This is a genomic window from Mariniluteicoccus flavus (assembly GCF_054776655.1).
This window is the reverse complement of sequence record NZ_BAAHBN010000001.1, coordinates 398,399-416,074: the sequence shown is the minus strand read 5'-3', so window position 1 is coordinate 416,074 and position 17,676 is coordinate 398,399. Positions and strand designations below refer to the sequence as shown.

Annotated in this window: 24 protein-coding genes and 2 pseudogenes; 19 read left to right on the top strand and 7 right to left on the bottom strand. The window is 68.6% G+C overall.

The annotated features are described in order from the left end of the window. The first annotated feature begins 543 nt into the window (after positions 1-543). Positions 544-1,116: a hypothetical protein gene (locus tag ACYVAG_RS02120; RefSeq protein WP_460765845.1), complete on the top strand. Its 573-nt coding sequence runs from the start codon at positions 544-546 to the stop codon at positions 1,114-1,116. Between the two features lie 202 nt (positions 1,117-1,318). Here ACYVAG_RS02120 and ACYVAG_RS02115 read toward each other — a convergent pair. After that, positions 1,319-3,046, bottom strand: a pseudogene (locus ACYVAG_RS02115) (oleate hydratase); the annotation flags it as partial. Between the two features lie 116 nt (positions 3,047-3,162). On the opposite strand from ACYVAG_RS02115, the gene ACYVAG_RS02110 reads away from it, so the two are divergent. Then, positions 3,163-3,810 carry a TetR/AcrR family transcriptional regulator gene (locus tag ACYVAG_RS02110; protein ID WP_460765842.1) on the top strand — a complete coding sequence of 216 codons (648 nt, stop codon included), beginning with the start codon at positions 3,163-3,165 and terminating at the stop codon, positions 3,808-3,810. 741 nt (positions 3,811-4,551) lie between these two features. Here ACYVAG_RS02110 and ACYVAG_RS02105 read toward each other — a convergent pair. After that, positions 4,552-4,683: a hypothetical protein gene (locus ACYVAG_RS02105; protein ID WP_460765840.1), complete on the bottom strand. Its 132-nt coding sequence runs from the start codon at positions 4,681-4,683 to the stop codon at positions 4,552-4,554. A gap of 460 nt (positions 4,684-5,143) precedes the next feature. On the opposite strand from ACYVAG_RS02105, the gene ACYVAG_RS02100 reads away from it, so the two are divergent. From ACYVAG_RS02100 to ACYVAG_RS02075, 6 genes are all read left to right on the top strand, one after another. Further along, a complete protein-coding gene (locus ACYVAG_RS02100) occupies positions 5,144-5,425 on the top strand; it encodes a type II toxin-antitoxin system RelE/ParE family toxin (RefSeq protein ID WP_460765837.1) in 282 nt (93 codons plus the stop codon). A gap of 8 nt (positions 5,426-5,433) precedes the next feature. After that, a complete protein-coding gene (locus ACYVAG_RS02095; RefSeq protein ID WP_460765834.1) occupies positions 5,434-5,736 on the top strand; it encodes a HigA family addiction module antitoxin in 303 nt (100 codons plus the stop codon). Next, entirely contained in the window at positions 5,733-5,966 is a 234-nt protein-coding gene (locus ACYVAG_RS02090) for a hypothetical protein (RefSeq protein WP_460765831.1), read from the top strand. The genes ACYVAG_RS02095 and ACYVAG_RS02090 overlap by 4 nt, the downstream gene beginning before the upstream one ends. A 212-nt stretch (positions 5,967-6,178) precedes the next feature. Then, positions 6,179-6,694, top strand: a complete 516-nt coding sequence (locus tag ACYVAG_RS02085) for a GNAT family N-acetyltransferase (protein ID WP_460765828.1) — start codon at positions 6,179-6,181, stop codon at positions 6,692-6,694. Positions 6,695-6,748: 54 nt separating this feature from the next. Beyond that, the gene (locus tag ACYVAG_RS02080; protein WP_460765825.1) at positions 6,749-6,982 is read left to right on the top strand and encodes a type II toxin-antitoxin system ParD family antitoxin; all 234 of its coding nucleotides are present in this window, start codon (positions 6,749-6,751) and stop codon (positions 6,980-6,982) included. Then, positions 6,979-7,269, top strand: coding sequence for a type II toxin-antitoxin system RelE/ParE family toxin (locus ACYVAG_RS02075; protein WP_460765822.1), 291 nt, complete (start codon positions 6,979-6,981; stop codon positions 7,267-7,269). The genes ACYVAG_RS02080 and ACYVAG_RS02075 overlap by 4 nt, the downstream gene beginning before the upstream one ends. 54 nt (positions 7,270-7,323) lie before the next feature. Here the strand turns inward: ACYVAG_RS02075 and ACYVAG_RS02070 are convergent, their stop codons facing one another. Together ACYVAG_RS02070 and ACYVAG_RS02065 are read right to left on the bottom strand one after the other, a co-directional pair. Beyond that, positions 7,324-8,283, bottom strand: a complete 960-nt coding sequence (locus ACYVAG_RS02070; protein WP_460765820.1) for a hypothetical protein — start codon at positions 8,281-8,283, stop codon at positions 7,324-7,326. A 178-nt stretch (positions 8,284-8,461) separates the two neighbouring features. After that, positions 8,462-8,842 carry a hypothetical protein gene (locus tag ACYVAG_RS02065; RefSeq protein WP_460765817.1) on the bottom strand — a complete coding sequence of 127 codons (381 nt, stop codon included), beginning with the start codon at positions 8,840-8,842 and terminating at the stop codon, positions 8,462-8,464. Positions 8,843-8,938: 96 nt separating this feature from the next. On the opposite strand from ACYVAG_RS02065, the gene ACYVAG_RS02060 reads away from it, so the two are divergent. Together ACYVAG_RS02060 and ACYVAG_RS02055 are read left to right on the top strand one after the other, a co-directional pair. Continuing rightward, positions 8,939-9,136 carry a hypothetical protein gene (locus ACYVAG_RS02060; protein WP_460765815.1) on the top strand — a complete coding sequence of 66 codons (198 nt, stop codon included), beginning with the start codon at positions 8,939-8,941 and terminating at the stop codon, positions 9,134-9,136. Beyond that, positions 9,120-9,458 (top strand): type II toxin-antitoxin system PemK/MazF family toxin, encoded by a 339-nt coding sequence (locus ACYVAG_RS02055; RefSeq protein WP_460765813.1) that lies wholly within the window; start codon positions 9,120-9,122, stop codon positions 9,456-9,458. Before ACYVAG_RS02060 ends, ACYVAG_RS02055 begins: the two co-directional genes overlap by 17 nt. Positions 9,459-9,546: 88 nt before the next feature. Here the strand turns inward: ACYVAG_RS02055 and ACYVAG_RS02050 are convergent, their stop codons facing one another. Then, a complete protein-coding gene (locus ACYVAG_RS02050; protein WP_460765810.1) occupies positions 9,547-9,816 on the bottom strand; it encodes a hypothetical protein in 270 nt (89 codons plus the stop codon). Positions 9,817-9,890: 74 nt separating this feature from the next. On the opposite strand from ACYVAG_RS02050, the gene ACYVAG_RS02045 reads away from it, so the two are divergent. Beyond that, positions 9,891-10,388 (top strand): DUF4262 domain-containing protein, encoded by a 498-nt coding sequence (locus ACYVAG_RS02045; RefSeq protein ID WP_460765808.1) that lies wholly within the window; start codon positions 9,891-9,893, stop codon positions 10,386-10,388. A gap of 121 nt (positions 10,389-10,509) precedes the next feature. Here the strand turns inward: ACYVAG_RS02045 and ACYVAG_RS02040 are convergent, their stop codons facing one another. Continuing rightward, complete coding sequence (locus tag ACYVAG_RS02040; RefSeq protein ID WP_460765805.1) at positions 10,510-10,863, bottom strand: DUF5997 family protein; 354 nt, start codon at positions 10,861-10,863, stop codon at positions 10,510-10,512. Positions 10,864-10,898: 35 nt separating this feature from the next. On the opposite strand from ACYVAG_RS02040, the gene ACYVAG_RS02035 reads away from it, so the two are divergent. The 8 genes and pseudogenes from ACYVAG_RS02035 (at position 10,899) to ACYVAG_RS02000 (ending at position 16,907) form a co-directional block, all read left to right on the top strand. Further along, a complete protein-coding gene (locus ACYVAG_RS02035; protein ID WP_460765803.1) occupies positions 10,899-11,528 on the top strand; it encodes a LysR substrate-binding domain-containing protein in 630 nt (209 codons plus the stop codon). Positions 11,529-11,570: 42 nt separating this feature from the next. Then, the gene (locus ACYVAG_RS02030; protein WP_460765801.1) at positions 11,571-12,116 is read left to right on the top strand and encodes a hemerythrin domain-containing protein; all 546 of its coding nucleotides are present in this window, start codon (positions 11,571-11,573) and stop codon (positions 12,114-12,116) included. Positions 12,117-12,122: 6 nt separating this feature from the next. Then, positions 12,123-12,656, top strand: a pseudogene (locus ACYVAG_RS02025) (alpha/beta fold hydrolase); the annotation flags it as partial. Positions 12,657-12,697: 41 nt separating this feature from the next. Next, complete coding sequence (locus ACYVAG_RS02020; protein ID WP_460766840.1) at positions 12,698-12,931, top strand: alpha/beta fold hydrolase; 234 nt, start codon at positions 12,698-12,700, stop codon at positions 12,929-12,931. A gap of 598 nt (positions 12,932-13,529) precedes the next feature. Further along, positions 13,530-13,934, top strand: coding sequence for a hypothetical protein (locus tag ACYVAG_RS02015; RefSeq protein ID WP_460765798.1), 405 nt, complete (start codon positions 13,530-13,532; stop codon positions 13,932-13,934). Between the two features lie 9 nt (positions 13,935-13,943). Then, on the top strand, positions 13,944-14,786 hold the full coding sequence (locus tag ACYVAG_RS02010) for an oxygenase MpaB family protein (RefSeq protein ID WP_460765796.1): 843 nt from the start codon (positions 13,944-13,946) through the stop codon (positions 14,784-14,786). Positions 14,787-14,814: 28 nt separating this feature from the next. Next, on the top strand, positions 14,815-15,669 hold the full coding sequence (locus tag ACYVAG_RS02005) for an NAD-dependent epimerase/dehydratase family protein (protein WP_460765793.1): 855 nt from the start codon (positions 14,815-14,817) through the stop codon (positions 15,667-15,669). Then, positions 15,666-16,907 (top strand): enterochelin esterase domain-containing protein, encoded by a 1,242-nt coding sequence (locus ACYVAG_RS02000; protein WP_460765790.1) that lies wholly within the window; start codon positions 15,666-15,668, stop codon positions 16,905-16,907. Before ACYVAG_RS02005 ends, ACYVAG_RS02000 begins: the two co-directional genes overlap by 4 nt. A 125-nt stretch (positions 16,908-17,032) precedes the next feature. Here ACYVAG_RS02000 and ACYVAG_RS01995 read toward each other — a convergent pair whose 3' ends face one another. Further along, a complete protein-coding gene (locus tag ACYVAG_RS01995; RefSeq protein ID WP_460765788.1) occupies positions 17,033-17,596 on the bottom strand; it encodes a GDSL-type esterase/lipase family protein in 564 nt (187 codons plus the stop codon). Positions 17,597-17,676: the final 80 nt, after the last annotated feature.

Genomic DNA, 17,676 nt, shown 5'->3' with positions numbered 1-17,676 from the left:
CTGAAGCGCCAGCCAACAACATTCCTGTGTGAAGGCATCGGGACTGCCGCCCAAATGGGTGACATCCAATCTGGCTTGCCCGTTGGGAGGCCAAGAAGGATGCGCGCCACGGCTGCTCCCTACCCGAGTGAGTTCCGCGAGTGCGTCGTGCGCGTGGTTCGGCCCCGTGAAGACGGCGTTTCCCTCGCTCAGATCATTAAGGACTCCGGCATCCACGGGACGACGATCCACAAGTCGTTCCGTCAGGCCGACATCGACGGCGACCACCGTTCCGGAGCTACTCGTGAGGAATCCTCCGGGCTATGGGATCTCCACCGCCGGAACCGCCAGTTGGAGCAGGAGAGCGAGGTCTAGCGCCGCGCGATTGCCTACCTCTTCTCGCAGGCACGCTGCTGGAATAGGTTCTACCCGCTCGTAAGGGAGCCCACTGCCGATGGGATTCGTGCCGCGTTGTCCCTTGCAGATACCTGACCGCATAACAGTCCCCTTCCCGCAACGTAGCGCTTCGCGATGCTGCTGTGCGGTCGATCGGAAGATGCCCGCATGGACGTTGCCGCCTTCGTAATCTCCTGCCTCTCACTTGTCGTTGCCGGGCTCGGCACCTGGTTGGCGAATGCTCGCGCCAAGGAAGCGCTTGAGGAGTCTCGGCGTGCGGCTGCCGATGCGTGCTGGTCCAAGCTCCAGGAGGCGGTGCAGCGCCTCGTCGGCTTCGATCCCGCAGCTGAGCCAATCAACGATCGCCTGACAAATCCTCGCATCGCGATGATGGAGCTCGTCGAAAAGCTCGGCGACGAGTGGAAAGGTCTCGATCTATGGCTCGACTCCGAGCGGACCCTCGGCGCTACCTTCGGCCGGCTAGTCATGGAGCAGGCGAGGCCGGACGACTCGATCGACCGGCGACTGAAGAGCCTCGAACCTCTCATGTCCTGGGCGCAGGTGCTCGGCCAAAACCTCCGCTACCTCCGGTCAAAGGGTCATGACGGACCGGAGCTCAGCGAGCTCACCGTGCACGCCACGAGCATGACCCTCAGCGTTCACGAGCAGCAGGGCTGGGAGCCGCCTCGTACGTCCAACCCACGGATCCGTCCGCTCGACGAGGACCTCCCACGGTCATGAAGGCGGGCTCGGGTTGATGCCCACGATGAGCAGGCGCACCAGGCCCGCGGACTCGGCATCGCCGGGCAGCGGCGGGGGCCGGCGCCAGGGCCGCCAGGCGGCGGGCAGGCGGGATTCGGAGCCGAGGGGAGCGGTGGGCGATATGAGACCAGCCCAGGCGCGCCTCGGGACCGGCCCGAGGCGCACCCGCGGTGGGCGGGGCTCAGATGAGGCCGTGCTCCTCGAGGAGCTGGCCGATCTCCCCGTGCTCGAGCCTGCCGCGCAGGTAGCCGCGCAGCGCGGCCGGGCCGGGCATCTCCACCTTCTTGCCGTCGCGCATGCGCGACGAGGCCTCGAGCAGGTCGCGCACATCGTACGTGGAGCCCCAGGTCTCCGGCACGCCGCGCTCCACGTCGAGGAGTTCGTAGACGGCCTCCATGCCGGTGCGCACCGAGTACTCGGTCGTGAAGATCGTGTCGCGGCCGGTCTCCGCGAACTGCCCGAGGAACGCGAAGTTCGCCGCTCCCTCCGGCACGACCTGCGGCCGGTCACCCGCGCGGCGGGGCATGAAGAAGCTCGTCACGTAGGGCATCATGACCGGCACGCACCGGGCGCCGGTCGCCGCGAGCTCGGGGATCTCCTCGACGGGCACGCCCAGGTGGTAGAGCCACTCCTGGGTGATCTCCTCGCCGGTGCACTGCGCCAGGGGCTTCTTCACGTAGTCGCCGTCGACGTCGACGAACAGTCCGTAGACCCAGACGACGATCTGATCCTTCGGCTGCTTCTTGAAGTGCGGCTGGCGATTGACCGTCCAACTCAGCAGCCAGGAGGAGTCCTCGGCAGTGACGATGCCGCCGGTGACCACGCGGCCGCTGAACGGATCGCGCTGGGCGATGCGCTCGATGTAGGCGGGGATGCGCTCATCAAGCGTCGTGACGGTGGCCGATTCCCACTTCGTCTCCTCGATCGAGGAGCAGAAGACCTCCGGGCGCCCGAACGCCGTGTCCTTCTTCGCGATGCGCTTCCACAGGTCCCAGGCCGGGGCCGGGCCCTCGTTGAGGGCGGCGGGCGTGTGGTGGTCGCCGTCATCGGAGTTGTCCACGAGCGAGCCGATCGTCATGAGCGCGAGGTCGTGCGCGCCGAGCTCGATGGTCTCCTCGGCGCCGTCGCGGCGGCAGCGGATCGCGGTGGCGCGGATCTCGCCGTTGCGGTGGGCGAAGTCCACATCGAGGACCTCGGTGCCGGAGCGGAAGACGACGCCGTGCTCGGTGAGGTAGTGCATGAGCGGCAGGACGAAGGACTCGTACTGGTTGTACTTCGTGAACTTCAGCGCCGTGAAGTCGGGCAGCCCGCCGAGGTGGTGGATGAAGCGGTGGAGGTAGAGCTTGAACTCGAGCGCGGAGTGCCACTCCTCGAAGGCGAACAGCGTCCGCCAGTACATCCAGAACGGCGAGTCGAGGAACTCGCGGCCCATCACCTCGTCGATGCGCTTGCCCTCCATCTCGGAGCGCTCGGCGAGGAAGATCTTCAACAGGTCCTTCTGCGCCCGCTTCGGCAGGTCGAAGCGGCCCTCGTGGCCGGCGTCCTCGCCCCGGCGCACGGTGGCGCGGCGCAGCGGTAGTTGGGGTCGTCCTTGTTGAGCCAGTAGAACTCGTCGAGCACGGAGGCGTCCTCGAGCTCCAGGGAGGGGATGGAGCGCATCATGTCCCACAGGCACTCCATGTGGTTCTCCAGCTCCCGGCCGCCGCGGATGACGAAGCCCTTCTCCGGGACGTCGAGGCCGTCGAGCGCACCGCCGGCTATCCCGCCCTTCTCGAGGATCGTGACGTTGGCGCCGGGGACCCCGGCGTCGCGGATGAGGAAGACGGCCGCCGCGAGCCCGGCCAGCCCGCTGCCGACGATGTAGGCCTTCGTCTCCTGGGCGTGCCGCGCGGGGCGGGGGCGCGCGAATGCCTCGTAGTTGCCTGCCGTGTGTTCCATGGTCCGTCCTTCCCGGCGCGTGCCGGACGGCGGTCATCCGGCCTCGTAATTGAGTGTACTCAATAATGAGTCGACTACAATCGCGGTATGAGGACTCAAGATGCCATGCGGCACGGGCAAGCGGCGGCGCCGGGCAGGCGCGAGCGGGCGAAGGCGGACAAGCGCGCCCGCATCCTCGCCGCGGCGCGCGCGCTGTTCGAGGAGCGCGGGTTCGAGCGGACCTCGATGAGCGAGGTCGCGCGCGCCGCGGATGTGGCGCAGGGGACCGTCTTCCAGTACGCGGCCACGAAGGCGGAGCTGCTCATGATGGTCGCCGAGGCGCTCTGGGACGCCCACGAGCAGGCGAACACGGCCCCGCCGCGCTCCGCGCCGGCGGCGGGGGAGCGCGCGGCCCAGATCGCGGCCCTTATCTCGCCGTTCGTCGCCGCGATGCGCCGCTGGCCCGAGCCCACGACGTGGGTCGCCCGCGAGATCCTCTTCGGTGCGGATATGCCGCACCGCCAGCGGGTCCTCGGCCGCGTCGAGGGGCTCGAGGAGCAGATCGCCGCGCGCCTGCGCCACGACCGGGCCGGCGCCCCCGGCGCGGCTGCGGCAACCGGCGCCCGGCTCATCGTCACCGGGGTGCTCGCCGAGCTCAACCGCTCCCGGCAGGGGCGCATCGACGGCGAGGACGTCGATCTGGTGCTCCGCCGGCTCATCGACCTCGTGGTGGCGGGGGCGGGCGCCGCCCGGTGACCCGGAAGCCGTTCGGGCCGTTCGGGCCGCCGCTGGCACCGGCCGGCGCCGCCGCGATTGCCCACCGCGCGGCCGGCAGGCGCGTGCCCGCCACGGTCGTGTAGGGCCCCACGGTCAGGTCCTCGCCCAGCAGGGCGGGGGCGATGGCGCCATCGGAGAACTCCACTGCCGGAGATGTCGTTGTCCTCGTAGACCCCTGCTGGAGTCCATCCTCTAGCCTTGATGAGCGCCTCGGCGTCCTCCCTGTGGCGGTCCACACCCAGGCGACGGTTCTCGCGATCCTGAGAGATCCGCAGGTAGACGGCGGCCCGCCGAGGCTCAGCACTCATGGAGCCAATGGACGTCAAAGGTTATTCGGCTACGGAACGTGGTGGAATTCCGGCACGCAACATAATGGTTGGGGAATGCAGCCAAGGCGATGATCGAGTGCGATACCCGGCCCAGGCGTCTCGCCAAGAGAATCGCCGATCCAGCGCCTGAGTGCGCACGGCCAACTATGCTCTAGACATGGCTTGCAGGGTGTGCGGTCTCGACGGTCACAACTCTCGCACGTGTCCGACGGCAGAGATCTGTCCCGGTTGCGGTGAACCAGTGATAGATGAGGACTTCGATTTCAACGGGCAGCAGTGGCACGAGGCATGCTTCGAGGTCAGCGGTGGCCCTACCTACTGCTGCGGGATGATCTACGAGGAGGGCGAGGCTACCTGCCTTAGTTGCGGGGACCCCCTCTAGCCGCCACTGCTACGACTTCTTCTCCTTGGACTTCTTCAATTTCGCCAACTTCTCCAGATAGTTGGCCTTCTCGTTGAGCCGCTTCGCCTCGGCGCGCAGCTCACGAGGTGTCCGGTTCCTAGCGCCTGGGGTCCTTGCCATGGTTCGCCGCACTCTCGTTCTAGGAAATGATAAATGTATGATACTGGGAGTCCGGGTTCAGGTGTCAAGAACTGCATGCCAGTGCAGGCTCTTGACGTGTCCATTGAAGCGCCCTGGGGTTCGTTCTGTGGCCAGGGCGCAACGGGCGCTACGTAGTGGTCATGAGTGTAGGGCGAGACGCCGCCTAGGGCCTCGCCCGCCGCGGTGCAGGCGACCGGGCCGAGCACTGCTCGACCCGGATCCTCATCCTCGATGAGCTGCAGGGCACAACCCTTGAACTGGGGGGTGACTTCTGGAGAATGATCCGATCCTCCTTGAGGAAGTAGGCCGAGACGAAACCCAGGGCGCTTCAGAACGGAAGTGAGAACCCGTCATCGTTCTATCCATCGGAACTCGGTGGAGTTCAGGTTTAACACGTAACGTTATTGACGCACCGCGTTATGGATGAGACGCTGGACGCGTGATTCGATCCTTCAGCGACCGTGACACGGAGCTGGTCTGGCTTCGTGAATCGGCGCGAAGAATCGATCCACGGATCCACAAGGCGACGAACAGGAAACTGCGCCAACTGGATGCTGCGACCTCGCTCAACTCGCTTCGGGTTCCGCCAGGAAACCGGCTCGAAGCGTTGAAGGGTGACCGGAAAGGCCAACACAGCATCCGGGTCAACGACCAATGGCGTATCTGCTTCGTGTGGACCGACGCGGGCCCAGAGAACGTGATCATCGAGGACTACCACTGAGGTGCACCATGACCGAGAAGCTCTACCCGCCGATTCATCCTGGCGAGATCCTTATGGAGGACTTCATCGAGGGGTTCGGTATCACCCAGCACAAGCTCGCCGTGTCCATCGGCGTGCCGCCTCGCCGCATCAACGAGATCGTGCACGGCAAGCGGGCGATCACGGCTGACACGGCGCTGCGGTTGGGCCGCTACTTCGCGGTGGAGCCTCAGTTCTGGCTCAACTTGCAGTCGCGCTACGAATTGGAGCTCGCGGAGGACCGAGTCGCGGAGCAGGTCGCGGCGATCTCGCCGATCCAGGCAGCCTCGTGACTGAGGTCCGCCCCTACCAGAATGAGGACAAGGGGACTCTGCTGGCTCTGTCGCTGCGTTCTTGGGAGCCCGTCTTCTCGGCGCTGGAAAGCGAAGTGACCTCGTTCGTGTACGAGTGCTTCTATCCACGCGGCTGGCGCATTCGTCAGGAGGCGGACCTTGCCGAGGTTCTTGACCGAGAGGCCGGGCGCATCGACGTTGCGGTGATCGACAGTCAGGTCGTCGGTTGAGGGTGCACTCGATTGCATCCGGAAGACGACATGGGTGAGGCGTTCCGTCAAGAAGGTGGTCGCGTACGTCGTTCATCGAAAGAAGTTGCTCGTCTTCACACATGACGATTTTCCGATGGAGATCACCGGTGTGCAGGTGCCGGCTGGATCGATCGCCGAGGGTGAGTCGCCTGAGGATGCCGTCATCGCGAGGTGTTCTCTGCGCAGGCTTGATGGCACGCCTTGGAGGCATTGAGACCGATGGCGGACTCAAAGGTGGCGAAGCGGTGATCCGCCCGTATCGCAGCGAGGACGCTCTGGCGACTCTCGACGTCTTCGAGCAGGCCATCCGTCGCGCTGCGGCGGCGTTCTACGAGCCGGAGCAGATCGCCGCCTGGGCTTCGGGTGGGGCCGATCTGTCTGCATGGGATGCCCCGCGTTCTGCGGCGTGGACGGTCGTGGCCGAATCGGACGGCCGCGTGGTGGGCTTCTCCGACCTCGCTGCCGACGGATTGCTGGACATGCTCTTCGTCCATCCCGATCACGGCGGTCGTGGTGTGGCTCGCGCCCTTGTCGAGGCTGTGCTCGCGCGGGCTCAAGACACCGGCGTCCGTCGTGTGGAGACCCATGCCAGCCGGGCGGCGCGGCCTGCGTTCGAGAAGTTCGGCTTCGTTGTCGACGCCGAGAACCCGAACAACATGGTCCAGGGCGTGAAGATTCCGAACTTCGACATGCACATCGACCTGTAGATCCGACGGCCTCAACAGCATCTGCCATTTACCATTCCTTGGTAATCTTGCCGCATGCCCTCGAACACCTCGATCAGCCTTGATGATCACTTCGCCAGCTTCCTTGCTGACCAAGTCGATGCCGGTCGTTACCGGTCGGCGAGTGAGGTCGTCCGCGCCGGCCTGCGCCTGCTGGAGGAGAGGGAGGTCCACCTGGAGGCCCTGCGGGCGGCGCTCCTCACGGGTGAGGCGAGCGGCGAGGCCGAGGCCTTTGACTTCGACTCCTTCGTGGCCTCGAAGACCTCGTGAGCCAGTACTGGTTAACTCCGGCCGCGCGTCGGGATCTGTCCTCGATCTGGGACTTCACCGAAGAGCGCTGGGGAATCAGCCAGGCGGAGAAGTACATTCGCGAGATCCAGGCGGCCGTCGAGCGCGTGGCGGATGACCCTGACCGCGGGCGCTTCCGGGAGGACGTTCGCGAGGGGTATCGGAGCTATGCGATTGGCAGTCATGTCGTCTTCTATCTGTGGCGCGCAAGTCATATCGAGGTGGTCCGGATCCTGCACCAGCGGATGGACTTCGACCGGTATCTGTGACATCGCGCATCGAGTCGAGGGTGGCCCGGGGGTGTCACCCTTCGCGATCCCTGATCAATCCAGTGACGCCAGGATGAAGGTCACGACCAGCACGACACAGCCGACGCCGGAGATGATCCAGGTCGGGCGCATGGTGTCCTGACGGTCGAGCCAGGGCCATCTCGAACGTTGCGCCAAGCGTGCCGGCGCGTCGCCGATCAACATGTGCCGGCGCTTGATCACCAGGAAGACGAGGTAGGGCAGACCCAGCCACAGGATGCTGGCGCTGAACAGCAATGACTGCAGCTTCTCCAACAGCACGTCGCCGTGGTCCTTGAGTTCCTCGACCACGAACCAGAAGCTGAAGCTGAGCATCTGCACAGCCAGCCCCAGGGCAAGCAGCACTCTGGCGGGTCGGGGGAGCGAGGACGACGAGCGCGACGCGAAACGGGAGCCCAGGCTGAACAGGGATAGCGCGAACATCACGATGAACAACAGCATCGGTGGAAGCGGGCCGGCGGCCTGCAGTCCCGTGCCCCACAGATCACTCAGGTCGTATCCGCCCATCGAGGCCACGATCAAACCCGCCGCGAGGCTGAAGGCCAGCCCGGCGGAGAAGGTCAGCATCACCGGTGCGGTTCGCCAGCGTCCGGCGATGGCCAGTCCCAGCATGACCAGAAGGGTCGGGACGGCGACCACCATCTCGATCATCAGGATGGCGCTGATGACGAACTCCGGCGTCACATGGTCTTCCCTGTCGAAGCCGGGCCTGACCCCCGCCAACACGGCAAAGGCAGCAACAGCGACGACGGGCCGGAGGAACGTCAGGCCCACCAGGACCGTGCAGAACGGGCCGGAACGCAGTCGCTTGGCCAAGGCGGTGTTCACCTTGGTGGTGATGCCACCGGCAAAGTCGATCACGGCAAATCCAGAGGTCGCCCCCACTGCCCATATCGCCGGCAGTACCCACAGGACGGGGAGGACCTGGGCGACCTGTCGGCCCTCATCCCAGACGGTCAAGATGGTGGTGGTCACTCCGATGCAGGCCACCAGTAGCGGTAGCCACAAGGGCGTGCTCTGCCCCGCCCGTCGCGCGTCGCTCCCTCGTGAAGGTGACGGTCCCGCCCCCGGCTGGTCCACTTCTTTGGTACCACGAGGATGGTCCGTTCTCGGCGGAAATGCGTGCGCGAAGGACGGCGGGGATCGACCCGGATCAGTGTTCTCCGGACGGTCCGGGGTGCCGGTATGTCCACGAGGTCAGCGCCGTCGCCACCATGGCGATGAGTACGCCGAGAAAGATGTGCACCGCCGTCTCCCCGGCCTCGCCCAGGGCGTACTGCACGACCGTCGCCGCAGCCAACACCAGCGACAATCCGAGGTTCACCGGCCCGCCCGAGCGGCGCAGGACCGCGTACGCGATGGCCGCGAGGACGCAGACGGCGACGGTCACCATGGCGCCCACCGAGTGGTACGCGCGGTAGCGCGGCTCGCCGCCGAGGAACGCCGCGGCCCAACCCGCCTGTCCGATGACGGCGCTCAGCGCGAGCGTGGCGACGCAGCGCAGGATGATCAGGTGCGGGTGGGGCAGGGTCACGTGGCCCATCATGCCCACTGCTCCTCGGGTGCGGTGGACGCGCTGGCCGCGGCGACCGTTGTAGACTCATTGATCTACACGGCATAGCCTTGGTCCATGGCCGAGACGACAACGATCCGTATCAGCAGGGAAACCCATGCTCGCGTCACCCGATTGGCGGCTGAGCGACACGAGACGATCGATCAGACGGTGAACAACGCCCTTCGCGCGCTCCGACAGGACGCCATGGCGCGGGATCTTCAGGCGGAGGTCACCAAGGACGAGACTGCGTGGCTCGATGCTGACGCCAGGTGATGTCGTCGAAATCGACGTGGGAGTGCCTCTCGGCAGCGAAGCCGGGCTTCGTCGACCGGGAGTCGTGGTGACGGCAGGGAGGATTCTCGCGGGACGGCCGAACGTCGTGCAGGTCGTGCCGTTGACCCGCACCCTTCGTCACCGCACGGTCGAGGTGGTGCTCGATCCCGACGAGGAGAACGGGCTCGTCTCGCCCTCGTCGGCGCAGTGCCAACACGTGCGCTCGGTGGCCATGGCTCGGATCCGCAATCGATCCGGGAATGTGGGACCGGTGGTGCTGGCCGAGATTCGGGAGACGCTCGCGCTGCTGCTGGACGTCTAGCTTCTCCGCCGCAACGCTGAATCCATCACGTGTTTGCACGCTGCCGCGTACTCACGGCACGGTGCAACCATCTATCGCTGCGAACTACTCAGTCGAGCACTTGGCCCGTTGGCGTCTCTCCGGCGCGATAGGCCTTGACCGTCCGGCGGGCGAGCACCAGCCAGCACCCCACCGCGAAGGCCGCGAACCCGGCCGACACCCACTCATGCATGATGCTCGACGCCGTGGTCGCGCAGACGAATGCCAGCAGGTTGGCGATCACGTCGTACGCGGGGGCGATGAAGCGGCGATTGATGACGTGGGCGGCCGCGATCACGAGCCCGCAGGCGAACGTCACGGCGAGCAGGACACCGACCATCTGGCAACTATCGCACAGGGACGCCGCGGTTCCGGCCGGCGGAATCGTCAGAGGCTCCTCGTAGCGTCATCGCCATGACCACATCCAGCAGCTCAGCACACATCACCGCGTGGAACGACCAGCAGGAGCGGAGGGTCGCGACGATCGTCCGCCATCACGGATGCTGCGTCCAGTCGGTTCATGGCGACGAACATGGGTCGTCCTTCTCCTACACCGTCGGCCTGTTCGGACTCAGCCACCCCGAACTGATCGTGTTCGGGCTTGACCACCTCTCGGCGGGCGGGACCCTCAACTGGTTCTTCGACCGGATCCGAGGCGGCGACGACCTGACTGCGGGCGAGGTCGTCCACGCGCCCAATGGTGGACCCCGGTTCCTGGTGGAGGAGTTCCCCAACCCGAAAGACGCGCTTTACGTGGCCAACCATCACTACCGACGGCCTCGAAAATCCTCGGTCCCGGCATACCAGCTCACGTGGGACGTGAACGGCGCCTTCCCCTGGGACGCGGGGTATCCCTATTCGGCGTCGATGCAGCCCCGACCGGGGGATTACGTGAAACACCCCCGGCACTGATCGGGGTGCTCCTTCAGATCTGGTGCGACTCATCACAATGACGCGGCTGGAACTCGGCTCGGTCGCTCTGCACGTGAGTCGTTGAGCAAGGACCCACGAGCTTGAGCGCGGCCGCCCGACGTCAGTCGCGGTCCCTCAGCCGCTCGTTCTCGGCGATCACCTTGCGGTGCGTCTCGCGCTCGGTCACCAGCCACTGCGGCGGGTCGGCGATCAGTTCGCCGATCTGGTCGGCGTTCAGCGGCTCGGTGATGCCGCCGCGGGCGAGGCCCGAGTTCGACACCCCGAGCTTCGCCGCGGTCACGTCGCGCGGGAACGGCCCGTTGCGACGCAGGTCGACGAGCCACTCCGGCGGGTCGGCCCGCAGGTCGTCGAGCTCCTGCCGGGTGATGGGGGTGGACTGGAAGCTCTCCGGCGTCGCCGTCAGCAGGACTCCCAGCTTCTGGGCGGCGGTCACGGGCTTCATGGTTTGGCTCACCCCCGCATCGTAGTCGTCCGCGCTACCGTGCAGGCGTGACTGACTCCCCGCCCCGGCCCGTCCTGCGCGTCGGCCACGTCCCCGGCGCCACCCTGACCAAGTGGCGTACGCGGTGGCGCGAGCGCCTGACCGCCGGACTCGACGTCGTCGAGGTCGACCAGTCCGGCGCCCGGCGCGCGCTCGGCGCGGGCGAGGTGGACATGTGCTGCGTACGCCTGCCCTTCGACACCGACGGCCTGCACGCCATTCCGCTGTATGACGAGGTGATGGTCGCCTGGGTCAGCAAGGACCACCCGATCGCCGCGTTCGACACCATCGCGGAGGCCGAGCTGTCCGACGAGACGGTGCTGACCGACGTGGACGCGGTGGCGATCGACCGCGTCAACGGGGGGGCCGTGCTGCTGGTGCCGATGTCGGTGGCCCGGTCGGCTAGCCGGCGCGACCTCGCGTACACACCGGTGGACGACGCGGAGCCAGTGCCCATGGTCCTGGCCTGGCGCACCGACAACGAGGACCCGCTGATCCAGGAGTTCATCGGGATCGTGCGCGGGCGCACGGCCAACAGCTCCCGCACCGACCAGGAACGGGCATCGCGCAAGGCGCCGGCAAAGCGGGAACGCAGCGGGGGACAGGGGCGCTCCCGTGCGGGGAAGCGACGCCGATAGGTTCGATCCGTAGCGCCATCGAACCGCACCAAGGAGGCAGTCATGGACATCACCGAGATCATCCTCGACCAGCACGATCAGCAGCGCCGACTCTTCGCCCAGATCGAGGAGTGGCCCAAGGACGACACCGAGGGCCTCGCTGCGCTCTGGAAGCGGCTCGCGATCTTCCTCGAGACGCACGCCGAGGGGGAGGAGCGCTATTTCTATCCCCACCTCCTGAAGAAGGGCAAGGGCGCGGCCGACGCCGACGACGGCACGGTCGAGGGCGAGGTCGAGGACGCGATCGACGACCACAACGACATCCGCGACGCCGTCAAGCGCGCCAACGCGGCGAAGACCGGCTCCGATGAGTGGTGGAAGGCCGTGACGGACGCCGACGTGGCGAACTCCAACCACATGGGCGAGGAGGAGCGGCAGGACCTTCGCGACTTCCGCGCCAACGCCGGCCTGCAGTTGCGTCACGACATCGCCGTGGAGTTCCTGAGGTACGAGGCGCTGACCGCGGCCGAGGGGATCGAGCCGGTCAACAAGGACGCCGAGGACTATGTCGAGGACCCGAAGGCCGAGCTGAAGAAGACCGAGGGCTGACTTCGCGTGGCCGTGACGCAGAGCATCGTCGCCGACGACGGCGTACGCCTGGACGTCGCCGAATCAGGGGATCCCGGTGGGCCCCCCGTGGTGCTGGTGGCGGGCTTCAAGGCGCCCGCGACATCGTGGCGCTCTCAGGTCCAGGCATTGGAGCAGGCGGGGTTCCGCGTGCTCGCCGTCGATCTCCGCGGACACGGGGCGACCGAGCCGTTGACGTCGGGCGTGACGATGCGCCGACGCGCGCTCGACCTGCGCGAAGTCCTTGTGCAGTTGGATCTGCGCGACGTCGCCGTCATCGGCGGGTCGATGGGCGCCAACACGGTGTGGGCGTATGTCGACGAGTTCGGGACGGACCGGATCGGACGCATCGTGGTCGTCGACCAGACCCCGACGATGCTGAACTCGCCGGACTGGCCACATGGGTTCTACGGCTACGAGGAGTCGAATCGCGACACCTATTTCGCGACGGGCATCCCGCCGACGGGCCACGGCACGCCGCTGTGGCGGCGCGGCCGCCGGCTGGTGCGCCTGCTCGGGGCGATGCGGGGCGGCAGCCGGACGATCTCCCGGCCGAGCTGGAGTTGCTCCACGACCACGCGACCGCGGACTGGCGGCCGGTCATCGCCACGGCAGACGCGCCGGTCCTGTTCGTGGCGGGTGAACACAGCGAGTTCTGGCCGGCGTCCCACGCGGCGGCGTCGGCGGAACTGGCTCCCCAGGGGGAGTTCGCGGTCATCACCAACGCCGGCCACGCCACGAACATCGAGCAGCCCGAGGTCTTCAACCGCGGCGTGCTGGAGTTTCTGGGTCGATGAGCCGAGGCAGACGGGCCGTCGTTCGCAGCACGGCGATCGTCGTCTGACTACACCCGATGATCGTCATGTCCTCTTGCGGAGGCTAGCAAGCACATGAGGATCGTCGGGCATACACACCCAACGGTGACCACCTTGCTTCAGGGGCGGCGTGAGATCGCCACCCACAAGGTCAGTCCCGCGCCCATATCGAAGGGGTGATCAGGCGCTTACCATGTAGGTACGTGACTACACGGCGTGCTCGGCAAAGGACGAGGGCCATGACGACTGTTTCCGCGCGTGACTTCAATCAGGATGTCAGCGGCGCCAAGCGGGCCGCGGCGGCTGGGCCCGTCGTGGTCACCGATCGCGGCGAGCCTGCGTTCGTCCTGCTCACGCGCGCCGATCGGCCACCCAGCGCGTCGAGATCGCCTGCGGCGGGGGAGTCGGGCGCACCGGGACCGTGCTTGTCGCCCTGGCCATGCGCGACGGTCTCGCGTACGTCGACGCCCTCCGTTTCGTCCGCACCCACCACCACCCGCGCGCCGTCGAGACGCCATCGCAGCAAGCCTGGCTCAGGGCCGCCGACCGCCCCCAGAATCGCCCCGCTTACGCTCCTTGCGTGACCACCCCCGAATCCCGCGCCACCGGCGCCATGCTCGCCGCCCTCGGCCTGTTCCAGGCCGCCCTCGCCGCCGGTGCACCGTGGGGGAGGGCCGCGTACGGCGGTTCCCACCCCGGCGTGCTCCCCGCCAATCTCCGTGCCACCAGCGCGGTGACCGCCGTTGCCTACATCGCGACCGCGGCCCTCCTCGCCACCGACGCCGGCCCGCTCGCCCGCATCACCCCGCGCACGCAGGGGCGCGTCCTCACCGGCGTCATGGTGCTGATGGCCGTGTCCACCATCCCCAACGCCATCTCCCGATCGCCCGTCGAACGCGCGATCTGGACCCCGTTCGCGGCGGTGACCGCCGTGCTCGCCCATCGCGCCCGCGCGCGACACCGCCGACTCCACCCCGCCGAGTAGCCTTCGTCCATGACCCGCGTCGGTGACCTCGTCCAGAACGCCGCCCACGCCCGGCTCCGCGCGCTGGTCGCCGGCCCGGACGCGCGCCGCGCCGCCGAGCGCATCTGGCAGACACCCGGCCCCCGCTGGTTCACCCCCGACGACCCGATCTGGCGCGTCCACGCGCACGCGAGCATGTTCCCCGGCGGCGTCGCCGCGCTCCTGCTGCAGTCGCTCCACCCGCGCGCCATGGCCGGCGTCGCCGCCCACAGCGGCTATCGGGGTGACCCGTGGGGCCGGCTCCAGCGCACGAGCAACTACCTCGCCGTCACCACCTTCGGCACCATCGACCACGCCGAGCGCCTCATCACCGCCGTCCGCACCCGCCACCTCGCCGTCACCGGCGCCGACGACCGCGGCCAGGCGTACTCCGCCTCCGACCCGGAGCTGCTGCGCTGGGTCCACCTCGCGGAGGCGTACAGCTTCGTCGTCGCCCACCGACTGTACGCCGCCGACCCGCTGACCCCGCCCGAGCGCGACCTCTACGTACGCCAGGCCCAGACCGCCTCGAGCAGGCTCGGCGCCACCGGCCTGCCGGACACGTGGGGCGAGCTGTGCGCCCAGCTGCAGGAGTTCCGCGACGAGTTGCGGCTGACCGACGCCGCGGTCGACGCCTCGGAGTTCCTGCTCGACGAGCCCCCGCTGCCGCGCCCGGCGCGCCCCGCCTACCAGCTCGTCGCCCGGGGCGGCCTCGCCTGCCTGCCGGAATGGGCGACGACGATGCTCGGCCGCCGGAGCCGTCCCGCTGATCGGCTCGCCGGCCGTGCCGCGACGCGCTCGATCGGCTGGATCATGCAGGCCGAACGCCGCTGACACCACCGTGCGCCCTAGGGTCGTCACCATGAAGGTCTGGGTGAGCGGCGCGCGCGGCAACCTCGGCGGCGAGGTCTGCCGCCAACTCGACGAAGCCGGCCACACCGTGGTCCCCGTCGACCTCAAGCCTGGCGACGACGCGATGGCGGTCGACCTGCTCGACCGCCACGCGGTGGCCGACTCGATCGCCGGCTGTGACGCGATCATTCATTGCGCCGGCATCCCGAGCCCCGAGGACATCGAGCCCGCCGACCTGGTCGGCATCAACACCCTGTCGACGTTCAACGCGCTCGAGGAGGGGTGGAAGGCCGGCGTACGCACCGCCGTCCTCGCCTCCAGCGGCTCCATCTATGGCACCGCGTGGTCCGACGACGTGCGCCACGAGGCGGTGCCCGTCGACGAGGACACCCCCCTTTGCTACGTCGACCCGTACGCCCTGACCAAGGACTTCCTCGAGCGCATGGGCCAGATGTACGCCCGGCGCGGCATGACCGTCACCGCACTGCGGTTCCACTGGATCCTCGACCCCGAGGGCCTGCGCGAGTGGGCGTTCCCCATGGCCGAGGCCGATGGCGCGAACAACCTGTGGGGCTACGTCGACCGCACCGATGCGGCGCGGGCGTGCGTGCTCGGGCTGACCCCGCGCCTTCCCCGAGCCGGCACGCTGCCTGAGCGAGCGCAGCGAGTCGAAGGCGCCTACCACGCCCTCCTCATCGCGGCCGCCGACACGGTCAGCCACACGCCCACCGCCGAGTTGCTCGCCCGCCACCTCCCCGACACCCAGGTGCGCGCGCCCCTGCCCGGCCACGTCGGCGGCTTCGACTGCAGTCGCGCCCGCGACGTGCTCGGCTGGGAGCCGCGTACGCGGTGGCGCGCCGAGTGAGCAGCCTGCTGCCGACGCCCGTCGGGGAGGGCGGGGCGCCGCTGCCGTGCGAACCCCGCTGGCTCCGCGACCTCCGGGCCGCCGGTCCGGACGCCGTCCTCGCCCACTGGCGCCGCGGCGATCCCACGCCGGTGACGGGTGACCGAGCCACCATCGCGGGCGTCGCGATGGTCGAGACCACCTTCCTCGCCGAGGAATCCGACCCGGCGACCGAGGTCATGGTCCACCTCAACGGCCTCACCGACGCCCATCGCGACGACCTCGACCCGGCCTTCCTGCCGCCGATCCCCGGCACGCCGGTCCGCGCCCTCAGCGTCCTCCTCCCGACCGACGGGACCTATGGCTATCGACTCGTCCACAGCGATCGGCTCGACCGGGCCGCCGGGCGCACCCGCGACGGCTGGACGGCGATCCATCGCGCGGGGCGTCCCGACCCGCGCAATCCCGACCGCCTCCCGCACGCCCACGGCGAGGCCTCGTCGGTGTGGACCGGGCCCCACGCCGTGACGACCGAGCGATGGGGGACCCCCGACGATGGCCTCGCCGATCTCGGCGTCACCCACGCCGACGGGTCCACCCGGCAGGCCTGGGCCTCGCCCGGCGACCTAGACCGCTGGCTCGTCGTGCACGACGGGCAGGTGTGGCGCCAGTTCGGCCTCGGCGCGGCCCTCGAAGCCCGGCTCGGGTCCCGACCCGGGCTGGTCCTCGTCGACTCGGGCGACCAGGCACGCCGCGCCGCCGACCTTCCCCACGCCGCGCGCACAGTCCCGATCACCGCCGACGTGCTCGCCGCCGTCTCCCGCCGCCACGGTCCGCTCGACCCGGCCCGCACGACCATCGCCGGCCAGTCCTTCGGCGGCCTCGCCGCGGCGCTCACCGTCGCCGCGCGGCCCGACCTCGCAGCCACGGCGATCGTCCAGTCAGGCTCGTTCTGGTTCGATCCCGCGCGGGATGCGCTGCGCGCCGCAGGGCACCTCGCGGGGAGACGGTTCATGCTCCAGGCCGGAACCGACGAGGCCCGCGCCGGCGTACGCATGGCCGACCTGGCGGCCGCGGCCGCCGAGGACCTTGGCGCTGCCGGAGCCGGCGTACGCATGGCCGACCTGGCGGCCGCGGCCGCCGAGGACCTTGGCGCTGCCGGAGCCGGCGTACGCCTGGACCAGTGGCGCGGCGGCCACGACTACGCGTGGTGGCGCCACGGCCTCGTCACCGCGTACGCCGAGCTGCTCGGACGCTGATTCAGCCGAGCGCGCGCTCGACCGCGGCCGCGATGACGCGGACGCGTACGCCTCCGCGAGGTCGACATAGGTCGCCCCCGACGCCGCAGCGCGATCGCGGATGACCCCGTTCACGCAGTCCGTCATCACGCGGCCGCGGCGACATAGTCGGGCCCGATCTCGTCGGCGGCCTCACCGGCGATGCCGACGTTCCAATAGCCGGTGACCACGATGCGCGCGGCGGGCGCCGCGGCGCGGACCCGGGACAGCGCGGAGTCGAGGTTGGCGGCCAACTGGCGCAGGACCTCCGACTGGTCGCCGGCCTCGGGGTCGTCGACCGCGACGTCGTTGGCGCCGATGGTGATCACGACGATGTCGGCGTCGGCCAGCGTGTCCGTCGCCTCGGGCTCGGCGAGCTGGTCGACCAGCTCGCCCGACGTCTGGCCGCCGACGGCGATGTTGGAGACGACGGTGCCGCCGCGGGTCTTCGCCAGGTCGTCGCCGAGCACCTGCCCGTAGTCATCGCAGTCGCAGTTGGAGCCGGCAGCCACCGAGTCGCCCGCAACCACGATGCGCGTCGCGTCGTCGGGGGAGCCGTAGGTCGACACCTCGGTCCAGCCCCGGGCCGCGTGCGCGCCGCCCAGCCCGCCTATGGCGAGGGTGGCGACCGTCGCCAGGGTGGCGACGAGGCGGCGTACGAGGATCGGCATGGTTCCATTCCAGCAGATGGGACTGTGGGGGACCTGTGAATGATAACGGGGGATTGACATCGACGACCCCAGCCCTAAAG

Bases quoted from the DNA above. Each gene is read 5' to 3' on its own strand.
- ACYVAG_RS02095 (WP_460765834.1), top strand. From the start codon at position 5,434: ATGACCGAGAAGCTCTACCCGCCGATTCATCCTGGCGAGATCCTTATG.
- ACYVAG_RS02105 (WP_460765840.1), bottom strand. From the start codon at position 4,683: ATGGCAAGGACCCCAGGCGCTAGGAACCGGACACCTCGTGAGCTGCGC.
- ACYVAG_RS02010 (WP_460765796.1), top strand. From the start codon at position 13,944: ATGACCCGCGTCGGTGACCTCGTCCAGAACGCCGCCCACGCCCGGCTC.
- ACYVAG_RS02045 (WP_460765808.1), top strand. From the start codon at position 9,891: ATGACCACATCCAGCAGCTCAGCACACATCACCGCGTGGAACGACCAG.
- ACYVAG_RS02085 (WP_460765828.1), top strand. From the start codon at position 6,179: ATGGCACGCCTTGGAGGCATTGAGACCGATGGCGGACTCAAAGGTGGC.
- ACYVAG_RS02055 (WP_460765813.1), top strand. From the start codon at position 9,120: ATGCTGACGCCAGGTGATGTCGTCGAAATCGACGTGGGAGTGCCTCTC.
- ACYVAG_RS02030 (WP_460765801.1), top strand. From the start codon at position 11,571: ATGGACATCACCGAGATCATCCTCGACCAGCACGATCAGCAGCGCCGA.
- ACYVAG_RS02110 (WP_460765842.1), top strand. From the start codon at position 3,163: ATGAGGACTCAAGATGCCATGCGGCACGGGCAAGCGGCGGCGCCGGGC.
- ACYVAG_RS01995 (WP_460765788.1), bottom strand. From the start codon at position 17,596: ATGCCGATCCTCGTACGCCGCCTCGTCGCCACCCTGGCGACGGTCGCC.
- ACYVAG_RS02080 (WP_460765825.1), top strand. From the start codon at position 6,749: ATGCCCTCGAACACCTCGATCAGCCTTGATGATCACTTCGCCAGCTTC.
- ACYVAG_RS02005 (WP_460765793.1), top strand. From the start codon at position 14,815: ATGAAGGTCTGGGTGAGCGGCGCGCGCGGCAACCTCGGCGGCGAGGTC.
- ACYVAG_RS02050 (WP_460765810.1), bottom strand. From the start codon at position 9,816: ATGGTCGGTGTCCTGCTCGCCGTGACGTTCGCCTGCGGGCTCGTGATC.
- ACYVAG_RS02060 (WP_460765815.1), top strand. From the start codon at position 8,939: ATGGCCGAGACGACAACGATCCGTATCAGCAGGGAAACCCATGCTCGC.
- ACYVAG_RS02120 (WP_460765845.1), top strand. From the start codon at position 544: ATGGACGTTGCCGCCTTCGTAATCTCCTGCCTCTCACTTGTCGTTGCC.